15 protein-coding genes, 1 tRNA gene and 2 pseudogenes are annotated in these 17,601 nt (G+C 38.3%); 2 read left to right on the forward strand and 16 right to left on the reverse strand.

The genetic code is table 11. The annotated features are described in order from the left end of the window. Positions 1-192 precede the first annotated feature (192 nt). The 11 genes from greA to miaA all read right to left on the reverse strand — a co-directional run bounded on the left by greA (position 193) and on the right by miaA (position 10,651). Positions 193-666: a transcription elongation factor GreA gene (greA, locus tag GHI93_RS03525; RefSeq protein WP_153495654.1), complete on the reverse strand. Its 474-nt coding sequence runs from the start codon at positions 664-666 to the stop codon at positions 193-195. Positions 667-708: 42 nt separating this feature from the next. After that, the gene (gene mltG / locus GHI93_RS03530) at positions 709-2,406 is read right to left on the reverse strand and encodes an endolytic transglycosylase MltG (protein ID WP_153495656.1); all 1,698 of its coding nucleotides are present in this window, start codon (positions 2,404-2,406) and stop codon (positions 709-711) included. A 159-nt stretch (positions 2,407-2,565) separates the two neighbouring features. Further along, on the reverse strand, positions 2,566-3,123 hold the full coding sequence (gene rpoE / locus GHI93_RS03535) for a DNA-directed RNA polymerase subunit delta (RefSeq protein WP_153495658.1): 558 nt from the start codon (positions 3,121-3,123) through the stop codon (positions 2,566-2,568). Between the two features lie 113 nt (positions 3,124-3,236). After that, a complete protein-coding gene (locus tag GHI93_RS03540; protein ID WP_153495660.1) occupies positions 3,237-3,749 on the reverse strand; it encodes an adenine phosphoribosyltransferase in 513 nt (170 codons plus the stop codon). Between the two features lie 72 nt (positions 3,750-3,821). Continuing rightward, complete coding sequence (gene recJ, locus GHI93_RS03545) at positions 3,822-6,053, reverse strand: single-stranded-DNA-specific exonuclease RecJ (RefSeq protein ID WP_153495662.1); 2,232 nt, start codon at positions 6,051-6,053, stop codon at positions 3,822-3,824. Between the two features lie 62 nt (positions 6,054-6,115). Continuing rightward, entirely contained in the window at positions 6,116-6,808 is a 693-nt protein-coding gene (locus GHI93_RS03550) for an SDR family NAD(P)-dependent oxidoreductase (protein ID WP_153495664.1), read from the reverse strand. Then, on the reverse strand, positions 6,801-7,724 hold the full coding sequence (gene rnz, locus GHI93_RS03555; protein WP_153495666.1) for a ribonuclease Z: 924 nt from the start codon (positions 7,722-7,724) through the stop codon (positions 6,801-6,803). Before rnz ends, GHI93_RS03550 begins: the two co-directional genes overlap by 8 nt. Positions 7,725-7,828: 104 nt before the next feature. Further along, positions 7,829-7,900 (reverse strand) — tRNA-Arg (locus GHI93_RS03560). 141 nt (positions 7,901-8,041) lie between these two features. After that, a complete protein-coding gene (locus GHI93_RS03565; protein WP_153495667.1) occupies positions 8,042-8,947 on the reverse strand; it encodes an SPFH domain-containing protein in 906 nt (301 codons plus the stop codon). A 104-nt stretch (positions 8,948-9,051) separates the two neighbouring features. After that, positions 9,052-9,717 carry a hypothetical protein gene (locus tag GHI93_RS03570; RefSeq protein WP_153495669.1) on the reverse strand — a complete coding sequence of 222 codons (666 nt, stop codon included), beginning with the start codon at positions 9,715-9,717 and terminating at the stop codon, positions 9,052-9,054. Between the two features lie 40 nt (positions 9,718-9,757). After that, positions 9,758-10,651, reverse strand: coding sequence for a tRNA (adenosine(37)-N6)-dimethylallyltransferase MiaA (gene miaA / locus GHI93_RS03575; protein WP_415579489.1), 894 nt, complete (start codon positions 10,649-10,651; stop codon positions 9,758-9,760). A gap of 113 nt (positions 10,652-10,764) precedes the next feature. Between miaA and GHI93_RS03580 the strand changes: the two genes are divergently transcribed. Then, positions 10,765-10,935, forward strand: coding sequence for a DUF3042 family protein (locus GHI93_RS03580; protein WP_153495672.1), 171 nt, complete (start codon positions 10,765-10,767; stop codon positions 10,933-10,935). 140 nt (positions 10,936-11,075) lie between these two features. On the opposite strand, the pseudogene GHI93_RS03585 reads toward GHI93_RS03580, so the two are convergent. Continuing rightward, positions 11,076-13,064, reverse strand: a pseudogene (locus GHI93_RS03585) (KUP/HAK/KT family potassium transporter); the annotation flags it as partial. 124 nt (positions 13,065-13,188) lie between these two features. After that, positions 13,189-13,710 carry a helix-turn-helix domain-containing protein gene (locus GHI93_RS03590; RefSeq protein ID WP_153495676.1) on the reverse strand — a complete coding sequence of 174 codons (522 nt, stop codon included), beginning with the start codon at positions 13,708-13,710 and terminating at the stop codon, positions 13,189-13,191. Positions 13,711-13,981: 271 nt separating this feature from the next. Here GHI93_RS03590 and GHI93_RS12985 point away from each other — a divergent pair, with 271 nt between their 5' ends. Further along, positions 13,982-14,704, forward strand: coding sequence for a helix-turn-helix domain-containing protein (locus GHI93_RS12985; RefSeq protein WP_211368874.1), 723 nt, complete (start codon positions 13,982-13,984; stop codon positions 14,702-14,704). A 132-nt stretch (positions 14,705-14,836) separates the two neighbouring features. Here the strand turns inward: GHI93_RS12985 and gndA are convergent, their stop codons facing one another. The 3 genes and pseudogenes from gndA to GHI93_RS03610 all read right to left on the reverse strand — a co-directional run. Further along, complete coding sequence (gndA, locus tag GHI93_RS03600) at positions 14,837-16,261, reverse strand: NADP-dependent phosphogluconate dehydrogenase (RefSeq protein ID WP_153495677.1); 1,425 nt, start codon at positions 16,259-16,261, stop codon at positions 14,837-14,839. A gap of 155 nt (positions 16,262-16,416) precedes the next feature. Then, positions 16,417-16,980 (reverse strand): YtxH domain-containing protein, encoded by a 564-nt coding sequence (locus GHI93_RS03605; RefSeq protein ID WP_153495679.1) that lies wholly within the window; start codon positions 16,978-16,980, stop codon positions 16,417-16,419. A 106-nt stretch (positions 16,981-17,086) separates the two neighbouring features. Further along, positions 17,087-17,479, reverse strand: a pseudogene (locus GHI93_RS03610) (DUF948 domain-containing protein); the annotation flags it as partial. Positions 17,480-17,601 lie beyond the last annotated feature (122 nt).

Here is a 17,601-nt window from a genome sequence, read left to right on the forward strand (position 1 = left end):
CTCCTCTCGTGAATTTCAAATCTGGATTTTAGTGTGATAATCCCGTTCTTTTTTTTTTAAAATTGAAGTGTTTTTGGTGTAAAATTACAGGAAGTGAGAAGTTTTCTAAGTTTTCTCATTTTTTTGATCAAAACGTCAAAAAAATGACTTGTCCTAAAACTGGGACAAGTCGTTTTTTTCAATCTTAGATTTTTATTGCACTGCTTTGATTGTAACTTCCATCTCACCTACTGGGAGTGGGATTTTTACTGTATCGCCGATTTTTCGACCAATCAATGCTTGTGCGATTGGAGATTCATTTGAAATTTTTCCAGAAAACGGATCTGCTTCTGCGGTTCCGACAATGGTGTATGTTTCTGGCTCTGGCTCTCCAAGTTCTTGGAAAGTGACTGTTTTTCCGAGTGAGACTTCGTCTTTTGCTACTGAGGTGCTATCGACAATTTCAGCGTAGCGAATCATGGTTTCAACAGTTGATATGCGTCCTTCAATGAAAGCTTGCTCGTCTTTTGCTGCCTCATATTCGGAGTTTTCTGAGAGGTCTCCGTAACCCCGTGCAACCTTTATCCGATCAATGACTTCTGGACGTTTCACTAATTTGAGATTTTCAAGTTCTTTTTCTAATTTTTCAAGACCATCTGCGGTCATTTGATATGTTTTTTCTACCATTTTTTGAGTTATCCTTTTTAACATTTTGGGTGAAGTATTTTTTTATTTTTTAAGTTTCGCATTGACGTAGGTTTGGACATTTTCATTTTGCTCAGCAAGTGTTTTTGCAAAATATACTTTTCCAGTCGTGACGTCTGCTACAAAATAATAATATTGATTTTGTGCTGGCTTTAATACGGCAGTGATGGATGATAAACTTGGACTATCAATTGGTCCAGGTCCAGCTCCCTTGTAAAGATAAGTGTTGTATGGGGAGTTTAGAGACGTATTAATGGTGGCATCTTGTGTGAGCGTCGTATGATCGCCCAATTTCCCTTCGGCATAGAGCACGGTTGAATTTGAATCCAGCGTCATTCCTGCTGCTTCTCGATTATTAAAGGTGCCTGCTACATTTCTACGATCATCGTCATTGTTGGCTTCTTTTTCAACAATAGAAGCTAAGCTTAAGACTTGATTGACAGAACGTGTGCTTGATGCGATTTGTGAATAATAAGGCGTCAATTGTGTGTTCATGGCTTCAATCATACTTGTCACCAGTGTTTCAACGGTTGATTTTTTTGTATAATCATAGGTCGCTGGGAACAAGTAGCCTTCAAGCTGATATTTTACCCCTGCACTCTTTTGAGGAAGGGACTTAAATAGATTTGGATATGCTGTCGCCATCTTTGCAATAAACGTCGGATCTTGGACGACTTTCATGAAATCTGCTTCGCTAAATGGTGTTTTTGCATTTTTTTCGTCAGCGTTGATGGTAATGCGCTTTGCGATTTGCTCAAGCGTAAGTCCTTCTGGAATGGTCACTTTTCCAAGTGTTGGATCAACCGGTTTTTGAGTGCCTCCTTCTTGGAGGTCTTTTGCGATACTTGAGAGGGACATGCTAGGAGATAAGTTATAATATCCTGACTTAAACCCTGTATAATTTTTAAATTTCGTGTAATACTGGAAAATTGCTCCATTTCGGATGATGCCATCTTTTTCCAAAATCGATCCAATCTGCTTGCTGCTTGACCCTGCTGGAATGTTAATGGCTTTGATCGTGTGATCTTTAGGATTAAGCGGTAAAACACCTGATTTGACATAGCTGTAACTATACCATCCTGCGGCTGCGGCTGCCAAGACAAAAATTACAACAATCACTGCGATAATCCGACCTGCAGTATTTTTTGTTTTTTTCTTTTTGTTTTTTTTCTTATTTTTGTGCTTTGGCGCTGGATGTTTTGAATTTTGACGTTTTGTTTGGGGCATTTTTTCTACTCCATCTTCACCTTGGGTGAATTCGTCTTGCGTTTGGGCACTTTTTCTTGAATAATGCGGCTGGTCGATTGGATCAAAAATAGGGCGCTCAAAAGCGAGTGGGGCTTGATATTCAACTTCTTTTTTTATGGCGTCAAAATTATTCTTATCAAAATGATAAGGTTCGCTTGAAGCTTTTAGAAAGTCCTCTTTTGTGACTTCTCCTGGTTCTTTTGGTTGATCATTTTGTTGCTTTAGTTTCTCACCAAAATCTCCTTTGTTAAAGGGCGTGGGGAGATCAAAATCATCCGGGATATGTGGGAGACCATTTTTACGCGTAAAAGCAGGTTCTTTTTCTTGCAAAAACTGAGGGAGCGTTGGTTCTTCTTGCGATCTTTTTTCAAAGTCTTGCTTTACCATTCTTCCTTCATTGCCTTCTTCAAGTTGGCGTAAAATTTTTTCCTTGAAACTTTCTCTTGAAAATTCAGTAGTATCTTTTTCGACCAATTTTTTTCTCCTTGAAAGTTGAAAATTTGGATAGATGTCGTTTTTTACTCATTTGAGCTTTAAAACGGCGCTTAGTTCTATTTTAGACTATCGCCCTATTTTATTCAATTAGAACGAAATATTCATAAAAGTGAGGATGCGCCCTCACTTTTATTCCTCTTAATCTTCGTCGTCTTCCCTGTCGTCATCATCGTCGTCGTCATCTACATCGATGTCCACGTCGTCTTCGACATTATCCAACTCGACTTCTTTGAGTTCTGCATCATACGCTTCAACTTCGTCTTTTTCATCATCTGGATTTTCATCGTCATAAATGACTTCATCTTCTGGGGTTGGCGTTGCTTCGTCTTCTGGATCAATTTCATCTTCGATGCCAAAGGCATTGACTTTGCTGCGTTTTTTGATGGGTGCTTCGTCTTCATCATCCAGCTCATCAAGCGCAATCACTTCTTCGTCAATTTCATCAATTGCATACCATGAACGCAAAGCCCATACGTTATTTCCAAGTGGAATGAAGCTTCCGTCTGTATTCATTTCAGTGTAGAAGCGACCGATGGTGGCTTTGATTTCGTCATCTGATTTTTGTAAGTAATCTTGAACAGCATTCAAAATTTCAGCAAAAGTTAATTCTTTCCCATTTTGCTCTAAAATAGCATGGGCGACTTCAATCATTGAAAGTTCTTCGATTTTTTGTCCTTCTAAGGCTGTAATTTTCAACTTTTAGCTCTCTTTTCTGATTTTTCTTTATTGTGATATTTTATATCAATTTTCGCGCGCTGTCAATATGTAACTGCTTGCTTATGCGCTTTTTATGTTGTTTTTTATTGATTTTAGTAGTGCATCAACACTTTATAGTCGTAATTTCCGATTTTGTCGCGTCCGTGGAGTGCGTCAAGTTCGATAAGAAATGCTGCACCAACAACGATGCCTCCTAATTTTTCAACGAGCTCAATTGTGGCTTTAATGGTTCCACCTGTGGCCAGTAAATCATCCACAATGAGGACGCGTTGCCCTTTTTTGATGCTGTCAGCGTGCATGGTCAATGTATCTGTCCCATATTCTTTTTCGTAAGTCGCTTCGATCACTTCACGGGGTAATTTTCCTGGCTTACGAACGGGTGCAAATCCAACGCCAAGTGCAAAAGCAACAGGACATCCAATGATAAAGCCACGTGCTTCAGGACCTACAACCATATCAATTTGTTTATCGCGTGCATATTGAACAATTTCAGTCGCCGCGTAATTATACGCATTTCCGTCTGCCATCAAAGGGCTAATGTCCCGAAAAACAATGCCTTTTTTAGGATAATCGTTGATGGTTGCAATATAATCTTTAAGTTCCATGTTCTTTGTGTCAAATCTTCTTTTTGTCAGTGCTGACAGCGCTTTTTGAGCTTTTGTCAGTACTGACAGGATTTAAATTTTGACTTCTCCTTTTTTTAAAGTGTGATAAATTTCTTTTACTGGTGCGAGGGCAAACAATTCTTGCAAACGGACAAGTTTTTTTAAATTTTGATAGATGTTACTTTCAGAAATTTCTCGTCTTGCGGCATCTTTATTGACTTTCATGAGTCCATCAGTGATGCTCACAAAATCAAGTTCTTGAAAAACTTGAATCATCTTAATCAGCAACAGTTCTGGAATTTTGAGATAGTCTGCTAAACTTTTGAGCTTATATCGGACGTCAAATTCTGGGAATTTCTTAATTGCTTGATATAATTTTGCATACTGCTCGCGTGTCCCAAAACCGGTCAGATAATACGCTTTTGCGATTTCATTTTTAAAGTAAATCAACTTGAGCTCTGGCATGTCAATCGCTTTTGTCAGCACTGACAGCCCGTCAGAAGTTGTTGGTGCATCAGCTAAAATAAGCACTTCTTTCATTATATCATTTTTTAGTGTATTATTTGCAAAAATAACTGTATGTTCTGGTAAATTAATTTTTTGACTACGAATGTCAATCAACTCAATGCCACAGGCTTTTGCATCTTCGATTCTAAGTTGGAGACTGGTGTTGCCGTTCCATGTATTTGTTGCAAGGCTGACGGCGAGCTTTGTGTCGGATTGATTGAATTCTAATTGCTGAGGACCATGACCAAAGTATATGGCATCTAATGTGGTTGAATCTTGCTTGATTCTGAGTTTCAGGTGTGCATTATCTTTGCCCATGCTACGACTTTGTGTGACCTCAAAATTTTCAACCAAAAATCGAGGTTTAGGATGATCCATACCAAAAGGAGCAAGCTTTGAGAGATTCTCAATGGTTGCTAAAGACAGGTCTTTAAGCCTACTTTCTTGTTCTAATTTAAGGATTGGTTTTTTTGTCATGTCGAGTTTTTCAGTCATAATATAATCTGACATGGCTTTTTTTATCGCAGGCACATTTTCAAGTTCAAGCGTCATTCCTGCAGCCTGTTTATGCCCACCAAATGCAATGAATAATGAGCGATGTGCATTCAACGCTTTGAAAATATCAAAATTTTCAGTCGAGCGCGCAGAGCCACGTAAAATACCATCTTCGAGTGCCAACATGATGACCGGTTTTTGAAGTTCTTCGAGTAAACGTCCAGCAACAATGCCAAGAACACCTTTGTGCCAATCTTTGTGGTAAAGCACTTGAACGGGCTCGTCTGTCACCATCGTGCGCGCTTTTTCAAAGATCTGCTCTGTGATTTGTTTTCGCGCTGTATTTTTTTCTTCGATCATTTGAGCGATGGCTGCGCCCTCATCCTCGTCCCATCCAGTCAATAACGTCACTGCTGGATTGGGATCATCTAACCGACCGAGCGCGTTTAATCGTGGTGCAATCATGAATCCTACGGTTTCTTCGTTGATATTTTCAAAATCGCATCCTGCAAGGCGCATCAGCTCTTGCAATCCTACACGTTCTGTTTGTGCAAGAATTTTCAGTCCATAAGTCACTAAAACTCGGTTTTCATCGGTCAACGAAACCATGTCTGCGATGGTCCCGATAGCGACTAAATCAAGCATCTCTGTCGGAATGTACTCAAGGAGTGCACAAGCCACCTTAAAAGCGACGCCAACACCCGCCAAGTATTTGAAAGGATACTCACTATCTGGATGCTCTGGATGCACGATTGCATAAGCTGGCGGAAGTTGTTCTGGCATACTGTGATGATCTGTCACTACAACGTCAACGCCTGCGTTTTGCGCGTATTTAATCGCCTCAAATCCTGCCACACCATTGTCCACTGTAATGATCAAATCAATCTGTTCATTTTCGATAAAATACTTGTACACTTCAAGATTTGGTCCATAGCCATCTGTAAAGCGATTGGGAAGATAAACTTGAACTTGCGCTCCAAGCTCATCGAGCGCTGATTTCATGACCGAACTTGATGTCATTCCATCGGCATCATAATCACCGTAAATAAGGATGCGCTCATTTTTTTCGATGGCTTGCAAGATTCTTGTGACTGCTTTTTTCATGTCATGCAGCAAAAAAGGATCATAGAGCTGCTCAAGCGTTGGATTTAAAAATCCTGCAAGCGCTGCTTTTGTCTGAATTCCTCTTTGCCACAAAATCTGACTTGTCAGACGATCCATGTGGTAGGGTTTTGTTAAGCTAAGGAAATCTTCTGAAACAGTGGTTTCATCCAATTCCCAATTATAATGTGAATTTATCATTTCTTATTTTTCTCTTATTTCTTTGCATGATGCGTGATAAAATCTCATGAGATTTTACCAAATTATTTGAAATCGAAAAATTTTCTGGCCATCCGGTCTGTCAAAATTGGCGCGAGTGCTCTACATTTTGCGACCACTGCCATTTGCCAGGGCAGATTTAATTCGGGTTTGTTTTTTCCGAGGATGTGAATGATTTTTTCTGCAACAAATGCTGCACTGACCGCATTTTTTCCTACTTTTTTCAGGTATTCTGAATGATTTTGATGGAATTTTGTCAAAACTGGTCCTGTGTTGACTGTGGTGACCAATAGTTCTTGTCGCTCCATGCGCAAGGCATCCGAAAAGCTGATAATGGCGGCTTTGCTGGCGGCATAAATGGTTGATTTGCTACTGGGAATCTTCCCTGCAATTGAGGCAATAGTGATCAGCTGGACTTGCGGATTAAAATAGCGCACACACTGGATTGCAAAGAGCGTATTGACAGCAAATTGTTGCTTAATTTCGCTTTCTGTCAGTGCTGACAGCTTTTTGAAAACGCCAAATCCAGCATTATTGATTAAAATATCCACTTTCATCGGAGGATTTTTCTCAAGTGCTGCATTTTCCATCAGTGTGACATTTTTTAAATGCCCATATTTTTCTGTCAGTACTGACAGATTTCTTGAGAGCAAAATCAAGTGGTCATTTTGTAACCTTGTGATCAGCTCCTGCGCAATATCTCCTGTTGCTCCTGTAATTACAATCGTTCTAGTCAATTTTTTCCTCGTAAAAATCTTTCACAACGTATGAATTTTCATGCACTTGCTTGGCTTCATTTGACAGTAACTGCACGAGTGGGCCGACATATCGCGCACTGATGTGCGTCAACAATAAGCGCTTTACTTGTGCTTCGTGTGCAACTTGTGCCGCTTGTTTTGAGGTCGAATGCCCATGATTTTTCGCCATTTTCTCTTCTTGAGCTTCATACGTCGCCTCATGAACCAGTAAATCTGCCTGATAAGCCAGTCTTATCGCAGCGTTTGTTTTTCTCGTGTCCCCCAGAATGGTCACAATTTTACCAATTTTTTCATCCCCAATATACTGCTTTGGGTCAAAGATTTTACCATTGTATTCCACACGCTCGCCTTTTTTCACCTTGCCAAATAATGGACCAAATGGCAATCCGTCTTGTTTCAGACGCTCTGCATCCAACTCTCCAACACGATTTTTTTCAACGACGCGATAACCTAAGCAAAAAATCGTATGATCAAGCGCTTGAGTGTGAACCTCGAACGTATCGTCTTCAAAGACTTTTCCCTCTTTATCCAGCTCATGAAAATGAATCCGATAAGCTAGTCTGGATCCCGAAATCCGTAAGCTTGTCAATACAAAGTTTTTTAATCCCACAGGACCATAAAGCTCAAGATCCGTCTGCTCATCCGAAGATTGAAAACTTCGACTAGAAAGAAAACCAGGCAGACCAAAAATATGATCCCCATGCAAATGGGTAATAAAAATTTTCGTAATTTTACGTGGTTTGATTGTGGTGTTCAAAATTTGATGTTGCGTCGCTTCGCCACAATCAAAAAGCCAAATTTCATTGCGTTCATCTAATAATTTGAGCGCAATTGCTTGTGTATTGCGACTTTTGGAAGGTTGCCCTGCCCCTGTACCTAAAAATTGGATTTCCATGCTGACCTCATCTTTTGGATTAAAAAAATATTGCGAAAACTCACAATATCCGATTTTACAGTGTTAAACGAAAGGCGCACGCCCATAAACTGCCATGCAATCTATGCGTCCGGAGGGAATCGAACCCCCATCTCAAGAACCGGAATCTTACGTGATATCCATTACACTACGGACGCTTATTCAACTTCTCTATTTTACAAGAAAAAATGGAAAATATCAAGCTTCGATTTTTATTTCTCAAAAAAAAGAGAAAAGTTCTTTCTTTTCTCCTTTAATGTCCTGCTTTTTTTATCGCATGATTTCTTTGTGACAAAAGCTTAGTTTTTAGCAGCTGCCAGAGCTGACAAGAGTTGCGTTCTTAATTCTTCAGCTCCTTGCGCACCACCTGGAAGGAAAATCGTTGAATTTCCATGATCTGCAAATTGATTGAGCGTATCCAGATATTGGTTGGTCAATAAGATGGACATGATTTGTTCTTCATCAAGTGCCACACCAATTTTTTTAATTTCTGTAATTTGTTCTGCAAGTCCATCCACGATGGCTTTTCTTTGTTCTGCGATTCCGACCCCATGTAGCCGATCTTTTTCTGCTTCAGCTTCTGCTGCGGTAACCACTTGGATTTTATTTGCGTTAGCGAGCATCTGCGCTGCATCTTGTTTCCGTTGAGCAGCATTGATTTCATTCATGGATTGTTTCACTTCAGCATCTGGTTCAACTTTAGTGATAAGGGTTTTCACGATGATGTAGCCATACGTTTGCATTTCTTCAGCAACCGTTTTTTGAACTTCAAGGGCGATTTCATCTTTTTTCTCAAAAACATCATCCAAAATCAATTTTGGAACTGCTGAGCGGATTGCATCCTCAATATAAGCTTTGATTTGCTCTCCTGGATTCATCAATTTGTAATACGCGTCTTTAATGGACTGTTCATTGACACGATATTGTGTCGCAATATTCATCGTGACAAAGACATTATCTGATGTCTTTGTCTCAACAGTCATCTCCGTTTGTAATAAACGCAATTGGATCCGTGCTGCAATCCGATCGATTCCCCACGGCAATTTCAAATGAAACCCTGGGCCTGCTGTAAATTGATATTTTCCAAAACGCTCAACAATAGCCACAGATTGTTGTTTGACAACAAAAGCCAACGTACTGAAACTTGCAATCAAGAGAATCAAAATGATGGCTAAAATAATAAGGGGGACTAAAAATACTGACATAACATAACCTCCTAGCACATGTTTGATGTGCTCCTTTTCTATACCTCTTATTATATCATGGAATTGTGCCAAAATAAAAAACGTTCCAAACTTGGAACACTTTTTTAAAATAATTTTTTAATATAAAGATGAAATTTCTTTTGTTCGTATTGTAAAAGAGGCGGTTCAAAATATCGGATTTTTTCTGCTTCTTCGAATAAATCGTCGATATTGTAACCTGATAATCGCATGAATTGTTCGTTTTCAGCTAAATCTGTCAGTGCTGACAAACTCTCCATCGGCTCAAATGCTGCCTGAAACTGTGCTGGCTTCATCAAAATGCGTTCATTCTCATTTTGTAAAACATAATCTGGAAAAATTTGTGCGATTTCAAAACATAATTCCCGTGTGATTTTGATTGGAAACTCACTAAAAACAATGGCTTCTTCTTTTTCATTTTTATAACAAAAACCAAATGATTTCCCAGATAGATTTAATCGGACAAATCGAAATTGTGCTGCACCAGCTTTTCCTTCCAAATGAAAATCAGGCGTCTCTTGAAACATCTCAAGCGCTTGTGTGAGCTGGAAAAAATAGTCCGTCGCTTCTTTTGGAGACCGTTTTTGATATAGCTCTGCAAAATAAGCATTTAAAACACTCGCTGGCGGTGCGACAAGCGCTCTTTTTTCTTCATCCGTCTTCAAATTTGCCAGGCGATTTTCTAAAAAAACACGATCCTGATCCATAAATCCACCATATTTAATGGCCAAATCCACCCATTTTTTATTCATTTTCTCATCCATTTCTAATTTAACGTTCCTTTTCATTATATCACGAAACAGGGGATTCTTCGAGAAATTTCTGAGCTGCTTCTAATACATTTTGAGGGTAATTTTCATCTCGAACATCAAAAAAAGGAACAGACATCCGATTTTTAAACCACGTGAGTTGACGTTTGGCATACCTGCGCGAATTTCTCTTGACATTCTCTAGTGCTTCTTTATCTGTGATTTCATTTCTAAAATATGGAAAAAATTCCTTATATCCGATTGCTCGGGCAGCTTGAACATTTGGAAATTCATCAAACAGTTGCCGTGCTTCTTCTACTAATCCTTTTGTTCTCATGACATCCACGCGTGCATCAATTCGCTCATAAAGCACGTCACGCGAAGTATTTAAACCGATTAAAAAAAAGTCGTAGGGAGAGCCAACATTCTCTCCTTGTCCATATTGATCAAGTTCTAGCGCGCGAATGGCGCGTCTTCTGTTGGGTTCATTAAGCACAATGTTTTTTTGAGTCAGTTTTTCAAACAGCTCAGCATCTGTCAGTACTGACAGCTCTTTTCTAAGCACCATCATCTCCTTATGGGCACTTTCACCACCCAGATGATAGCCCTCAATCAAAGCCTGAATATAGAGTCCTGTTCCACCAACAATGACAGGAATTTTTCCCTCACTCAAAATCTGTTCAATCTCTTGATTTGCCTCATGGACAAAATCAAATGCGGAATAACTTTCTTCCACATCGCGCACATCAATCAAATGATGAACCGCAGCATTTTGCTCACTTTGGGATGCTTTTGCTGTTCCGATGTCTAGTCCACGATACACCTGCTGTGAATCGCCAGAGATTACTTCACCATTAAATTTTTGGCATAATTCGATGCCTAACGCCGTTTTTCCGACCGCAGTTGGTCCAACAATAACAAAAACTTTATTTTTCAATGATTTCTCTTGATTTTTCTTCTCCAATATCATATATTAAGTATAACACAAGAAAATGAGAAAACGTTTAACCTTTATTAATGTTTTTCTCTTCCAAAATGAAAGGAGTTCTTATGAACAAATTCGTCAAAGGGTATTTTATCGGAAAGTCTATTGAAATCGGTGTCGCTGTCGCAGCACTCACCGTAAAGCACTTCACGTCTGGACTACCAAAATACATTGATAAAGAAGAATTTATCGAACAAAGTCGTAAAAAATCACAACGCAAACGTCTTTCACGCTAAAAAAGAGCCTTGGCTCTTTTTTATTTTTTCTTATTTCTAAATTTTTTGATGCGTGAAATTTTTTGTTGCTTGATCAGATCTTTTGGTTTTAATACAGTTGTCGTTGATGGAACTCCATCTTCATTCATGTTTGGCTCAACTTCTGGAATTCGTTCATGAATTTCTAAGTTGCGCACATCAGATAATACAAGCGGTACTGTTTCCATCGTAACCTCAGAAAATTGAAGCCCAAACCAGCGACTTGGTGAGGAGGTAAATTTTTTGATGGTCGCTTTTGTCGTCAAAACAAATCGATCAAATCCGTTCATTTGACGGGCATTGGTCAATTTTTCCTCGATGACAACAAATCGAAAATCGCCTACTTTTCGTCCAGGGCTGATCGAATAATCCTGATGTTGTTTTGGCAAGCGCCCTGATTCCATCAGATCCGTCACGATCGTTCTAAGATACCGTGGAATTTCCTGACGCATTCGGAATCCAAGATAAATCACCACGCGCACAATATAGTCCGTGCCCATCATATCTACCTTGTATTCAGCTGTGAAGGGTTCATCTGTCACTTTCACATTGACAAACCAATACACTTGTGCACGTTTTGGACGTTTGTCCAAAATTGAATATAAAATCGAACGATCTATCCATTCATGATCCATTCGACTCGTCAAATAAACCACATTCGTTTGATAAACATCAATGGTTGAATCGTCTCTCAATGCCTTCAATTGATGTTTATAATCATTCAAATTCAGAGATTTGATGTACTTAAAGACAATGGCATTGCCGTGATGCCAAATGAACATGACAAACATGATGATCAAAGCAATGAGCACCACAACATAGCCACCGTGCATAAATTTTATGGCTGAGGCGATGAAAAACATTCCCTCAATCAAGATAAAAAATGCCATAATTCCAAAAGCAAGCGCACGAGGTAATCCTTTTTGAACTAAATAATAAGACAAAAGTACACTCGTCATCAGCATCGTTACCGTGATGGCTAAACCATAAGCAGCTTCCATATGCGCTGACGTTCTAAAATAAATCACAATACAGCTCGTCGTAATCCACAATGCAAAATTGACTGCTGGGATATAAAGTTGTCCTAAGGTCTGACCAGGATAATAAATCTTGAGCATGGGCAATAATTTCAAACGTATCGCTTCAGACACCAATGTAAAAGAACCAGAAATCAGGGATTGCGACGCAATGATTGAGGCAAATGTAGCTAATATGACCCCATAAATCATCAATCGAGTGGGTAAAATTGCAAAGAACGGATTGAGATTCCCAAGATCACTCCCGCGATGTGCAATCAACCATGCACCTTGACCACAATAAGATAAAATAATACAAATCTTAACAAACGGCCAACTCACATGAATGTTGCCTTTTCCCACATGTCCCAAATCAGAGTACAAGGCTTCTGCCCCTGTGGTTGCAAGAAAGATGGATCCCAATACAAATAATCCTGCCTTATTTTCAGGACTCAATAACAGATGAATCGCATAATAAGGATTTATGGCTTTAAAAATTTGCAAATTCAAAAATGAATTGATAAAACCACTGATTCCAAGAAAACTAAACCATATCATCATCAAAGGACCAAAAACTTTGCCCACAAATCCAGTCCCAAACCGCTGAATCAAAAATAATAACGCTAAAATAATCAAGGTTGTGATGACCACAATGTTTTGATCACTATAAAGTGTGGCTAAACTTGGAACACCTCTTAGTCCTTCAATCGCTGATGTCACCGTTACAGCAGGGGTTAGCGCCCCATCAGATAATAATGTGGCCCCTCCAATCATCGCGGGAATAATCAACCATTTGGCCATTTTACGCACAAGTGTAAAGAGGGAAAAAATCCCGCCTTCATGGTGATTATCTGCATTAAGCGCAATCATCACATATTTCACTGTCGTAATCAGCGTCAATGTCCAGATAATTAAACTCACAGCACCCAAAATAAAGTTTTCAGAAATATGCTGAAGCCCTCCTTGTCCCTCTACGATTGATTGCATCGTATAAAGTGGGCTTGTCCCAATATCTCCATAAACAACACCAAGTGCAATAATAAATCCGGCTTTTGTAGCCTTATTAAAAGATTTATGCTGTGCAGTTTTACCCATGATAAAACCTCAACTTTCATTACTTTAAATGCATATTAAATATTTTATGAGACTATTATAACAAAATAATTTTATATTGCATGAAAAGAATGTCAAACGAAGTGAAAATTTTTCATTTGTTGCGTCAATCTTTTAACAACCAATCCAACGTCACCACACCGAGATCACTGATTTGGATACAATAATCAAGTAACGGCACACCAAAATTATTTTCCCAGTATTTTACCGTTTCTGGAGAAACTTCAGGTTTTAAAAGTAGTGCAAATTCGGCTTGTGAATATCCTATTTTTTCACGCACACGTTTGATCTTATCTCCTAATTTTAGAGGAGCTTCTGAAAATTCAAAACTTGTTTCGTTATCTTTTTCTTTTACAACACGTTCTTTTTCAATTACTTCAAGTGCTTCTTTACTCATTGGTGCTTCTTCAACTTTTTTTTGCGCCGCTTGCTCGATTTCCTCAATCGCTTTTCTGATGTCTGAAATCAACTGATCGCTTGGCAATTTTCTAAAAAAGAGATAATCTGATAAATACGCACTGTCCATATTGAGTTGTTTTGCCAACTCGATGGTCGTAATTCGTTTTGATTTTAGTTCTGTTCTGATGTCTTTTAAGACTGCAACTTTTTTTTCGTCGTTTTTTAGCATTTTATTTCCCACTATTTTCTATAAAAGTATTACAATAGGTAGATAGAGATAAATTTTCGCCAATGCGCTCGTGCAAAAACACAAAAAATCAACAAATGTAAAAAATTATCTGCATTTAATTATATTATGTGATATAATATAATTATTTATATTACAATATGACAAATTTAATATGAATCGTACCAACGTAATCAAATAAGTACGTCTTGATTATATACCAGATTCTACGTTTTGTCAACAATTTAACTATATTTTTTGAGGAGAAAAATAAATGACATTCTATGATCGATTAAAAACTCTCGTGGTTGAATCGAAAAAATCATTCAATCAAGTAGAGCGGGAATTAGGTTACCCTCGTAATGCGTTAGCAAATTACCGTTTGGGAAAACAACCGAGCGCAAGAAGACTCTCAGAGTTAGCTGAATTTTTTGATGTCTCAGATGAATTTTTACTTGAAAAGAGTGATGATCGCGACCACAAAAAAATTCAAAGATTATTTAATAAACTAAATCCAGTCCATCGCCAAGAAACGATTGATTTCATTCACGAAAAATTAGCACAACAAAGCTTGCCTAAAGAGGGATGTACGACAATTCCAATTACAAGTTTGATTTACCGTGGAGATTCTGTATGGCAACAAGGACGATTGGATTCAAAAGTCGATGTTCCAAGTGATAATCTGCCAAAAGATTATGACCTTGTCATTGAACCCATTGGATCTGACTTCTTTTCTAATGTTGAAGATGGTGATTTAATGTTTATCAAATATGATCACGATGTCGATCTCAACAAAATCGGCGGATTTATCTTTAACGGCGAAGTTTTCGTACGTGTCGCTACTTCAGGTGGTCGTCTGCTCTATGTTCATCAAGAAAATCCAGATTACAAACACTATTTGGATGAAATCAAAGCAGCACATAAAGAATTTTTGGAATCAAAAATTGTTGAAATTTTCCACTCGAAAACACATTCTTGGGAATTCGCAGGGTATTAAGCGATAAATAGTGCTGTCAGTACTGACAGCATCTAAAAAAATAATGTTCAATCACAAAAAATTTCTGTCAGTACTGACAGAAATTTTTTTCGTCTGAATCAATAAAAAATAGATCCCCTAAGGATCCATTTTTTAATCTTCTGTGTACCAGTCGTAGTGGAATGCTTCACCACGTGCTTTATCTGTACGTTCATAAGTGTGCGCACCAAAGTAATCCCGTTGTGCTTGGATCAAATTTGCTGGTAGATTTTCTGAACGATAGCTGTCATAGTATGCAATCGCTGAGCTGTATGTCGGTGCTGGAATTCCTGACTGTACAGCAAGGCTTACAACATCACGGACCGCAGATTGATAATTTTTTGTCACATCAATAAAATATTCATCGAGCAAAAGATTTTCAAGTGCTGCATTTTTATCAAACGCATCCGTAATTTTTTGCAAGAATTGAGCACGAATGATACATCCAGCACGCCAAATGGATGCAATCGTAGCAAATGGCAAATCCCATGAATACGCCTCAGAAGCACGACGAAGTTGTGCAAAACCTTGTGCGTAACTCATAATTTTTGAGAAATAAAGTGCTTTACGGATTTTTTCAATCGCTTCTTTTTTATCCCCAGTAAATGGAACTTGTGGACCTGAGAGCACTTTACTTGCTTTTTCACGTTCATCTTTAAACGCTGAAATAAAACGTGCAAAAACAGATTCTGTGATTAAAGGCAAGGAAACCCCAAGATCGAGTGCTGATTGTGAGGTCCATTTTCCTGTTCCTTTATTTCCAGCACGATCAAGAATCTTATCAACAATAAAGCCATCGCCAAGATCATCTTTGCGTTTCAAAACTTCTTTTGTGATTTCGATAAGGTAACTATCTAATTCCCCTTTGTTCCATTCTTCAAATGTCGCTTGAATTTCTTCGTTTGACAAGCCAAGCACGCGTTTCATGAGATCATAAGATTCTGCAATCAACTGCATGTCTCCATACTCGATTCCATTATGAACCATTTTCACAAAGTGTCCAGCACCATTTGGCCCCATATAAGCAACACAAGGTTTGCCATCTTGAGGGGCTTTTCCTGCGATTTGCGCAAAGATTGGTGCGACAAGATCATACGCTTCTTTTTGTCCGCCAGGCATCATTGATGGTCCTAAAAGCGCACCTTTTTCACCACCAGAAACTCCTGTTCCAATGAAATTAATGCCAGAATCAGCAAGTTCTGCGTTTCGACGCATCGTATCAGGATAGTGAGTATTTCCTCCGTCAATCAAAATATCGCCTTTATCTAAAAGTGGCAAAAGTGATTTAATCGTGGCATCTGTCGGAGCACCTGCTTTAACCATGAGCATAATGCGACGCGGTTTTTCAATCGCTCCAACAAATTCTTCTAGTGTTTTAGTGAAAATAAACTTTTTGTCTGGATGTTCTGCCATTACTTCTTGTGTTTTAGACGTTGTCCGATTATAGATGGCTACCGTATAACCACGAGATTCTACGTTAAGGGCAAGGTTTTTTCCCATAACAGCCATTCCGACAACACCAAAATTTGCTTGTGTCATAAAATTCTCCTTTTTAAATTTTTGGATATCTCTATTATAACGTAAATTTCTTACAATTTCCTTAATGAGAAATGAAAATTATTTTAAAATCACATAAAAAGCCATTCTACCCGATTCATTACTCCACAAAATGATCTGTAAAACAGCTTTATTTTTTAGTTTTCTTGTTGGGAAGCTTCTGTCTGCGCTTCTTTTGGCGCTTTAGCTTCGCTAGAAACATCTTCACTAATTTCTTGTGTGGTATCTTTCACATCATCAATAAGATCATCTGCTTTATCTTTGAGCGTTTCGGCAGTTTGATCTTCCGTGTTTTCCTCTTCATCCTCGAATAATTCATCGCTATCCGCTTTGATTTCATTGATTTTATCGACGATTGCGTCTCGTGTGGCATTGAAAAAAGCAATGACTGATTCTTTTGAAAGTTCACCTGAATCTACTTTTTCTTTAATAATATCTCTTTTATCCAGCAAGAAATCTTTTGCCTTTTCCGCAGAGATTTCACCTGAATCAAATTTATCTTTGACATCATTAAACTTTTCAGATGAATAATCCATCGCATTTTCTTTCCATTGATTCAATGCTTCTTGTGGATTTTCTTTAAAGTCATCAAAGAGTTTTCCTGCATCTTCACGCAATTCTTGACCTTTTTTAGGGGCAAGAAACAGCGCTGCTGCCGCGCCAACAAGGGCACCAATAATTAATCCTGATTTTTTAGACATGTTTGACCTCCGATTGTGTTTCTTTCATTTTAATGGTTGAGTTCTTTTGATTTTTTTTCAATGTTGCGTCAGATTTTTTTTGATTTTCTTTTGAAGAAATCGGCTGTTTGGATGTGTTTTTTCTGACAAAGAAACGCTTTGCCGTTTTAGCCGCAAGCACAGCAGAAGTTGCTGTTTTTGTTGTTGAGGAATGATTGACACGAGCTAATAAGCGACGCGTTGAGCCATTCACATCCGAAATACTTTCTGATAAGTCCGCAACTGCTGTAAATAATGGATCAATTGTTGCTACTTTTGTATTGACATCCTCAAGTAAGGTATTTCCTTTTGCCATCAAATTGTCCGCCTGATGAAGCAATAAGTCCACATCGCTTGAAACAATTTTAATGGTCCGATTTGCTTCTTCGATCGTTTTTGACACCTTCACCAAAACAATCACCAAGAACAAAACGAGTATCGCAAATGCGATTGCAATAATCATCAATGCTATATTTCCCACATGACCCTCCTTTTTAAGCTCACAAGCTTAGATTATAACCTTTTGAAAACGATTATATTTTAACATTATTATAACAAAAAATTCATTTATTTGATAATAATTTTATTTTTTTATCATAAAAA

The organism is Lactococcus hircilactis (assembly GCF_009601015.1).
Classification (GTDB): domain Bacteria; phylum Bacillota; class Bacilli; order Lactobacillales; family Streptococcaceae; genus Lactococcus; species Lactococcus hircilactis.

Excerpts from the sequence above, each read along its gene's own strand:
- greA (WP_153495654.1), bottom strand. The coding sequence starts at position 666 with ATGGTAGAAAAAACATATCAAATGACCGCAGATGGTCTTGAAAAATTA.
- GHI93_RS03540 (WP_153495660.1), bottom strand. The coding sequence starts at position 3,749 with ATGGAACTTAAAGATTATATTGCAACCATCAACGATTATCCTAAAAAA.
- recJ (WP_153495662.1), bottom strand. The coding sequence starts at position 6,053 with ATGATAAATTCACATTATAATTGGGAATTGGATGAAACCACTGTTTCA.
- rnz (WP_153495666.1), bottom strand. The coding sequence starts at position 7,724 with ATGGAAATCCAATTTTTAGGTACAGGGGCAGGGCAACCTTCCAAAAGT.
- GHI93_RS03565 (WP_153495667.1), bottom strand. The coding sequence starts at position 8,947 with ATGTCAGTATTTTTAGTCCCCCTTATTATTTTAGCCATCATTTTGATT.
- GHI93_RS03570 (WP_153495669.1), bottom strand. The coding sequence starts at position 9,717 with ATGAATAAAAAATGGGTGGATTTGGCCATTAAATATGGTGGATTTATG.
- GHI93_RS03580 (WP_153495672.1), top strand. The coding sequence starts at position 10,765 with ATGAACAAATTCGTCAAAGGGTATTTTATCGGAAAGTCTATTGAAATC.
- GHI93_RS03590 (WP_153495676.1), bottom strand. The coding sequence starts at position 13,710 with ATGCTAAAAAACGACGAAAAAAAAGTTGCAGTCTTAAAAGACATCAGA.
- GHI93_RS12985 (WP_211368874.1), top strand. The coding sequence starts at position 13,982 with ATGACATTCTATGATCGATTAAAAACTCTCGTGGTTGAATCGAAAAAA.
- gndA (WP_153495677.1), bottom strand. The coding sequence starts at position 16,261 with ATGACACAAGCAAATTTTGGTGTTGTCGGAATGGCTGTTATGGGAAAA.
- GHI93_RS03605 (WP_153495679.1), bottom strand. The coding sequence starts at position 16,980 with ATGTCTAAAAAATCAGGATTAATTATTGGTGCCCTTGTTGGCGCGGCA.